The following is a 274-nucleotide window of genomic DNA, read 5'->3' as shown; positions in this document are numbered from 1 at the left end:
ACTTTCACGGACAATGCATTTGACCCTGAAGTTATGTCATTAATTGAGGGCGGTATTGTTACCAAGGACGCTGAAAAAGTTACTGGTTATGATTCACCTATGCTTAAAGATGGTGCAACTAACATGTTACCATTTAGAATGACAATCTTTGTTAAAAACTATGAGGGCGATAGCGTTAAAAACTACGTTAAATTAGTTCTAAATAACTGTACAGGATCAGCTCCTGGCATGTCATTAGGTAAAGAGTTCTACTCACCTGAATTAACAATTAAAG

At 36.1% G+C, this 274-nt stretch carries 1 protein-coding gene; it reads left to right on the top strand.

The genetic code is table 11. The features are described from left to right. Positions 1-274: hypothetical protein (locus tag QRT08_RS18450; RefSeq protein ID WP_286047459.1), on the top strand; the 274-nt coding region annotated here is incomplete at both ends.

This window comes from Halalkalicoccus sp. NIPERK01 (assembly GCF_030287405.1).
In the GTDB taxonomy this organism is placed as follows: domain Archaea; phylum Halobacteriota; class Halobacteria; order Halobacteriales; family Halalkalicoccaceae; genus Halalkalicoccus.
Note: the sequence above shows the minus strand (reverse complement) of the source record. Positions and strands in the feature narration are given on the sequence as shown.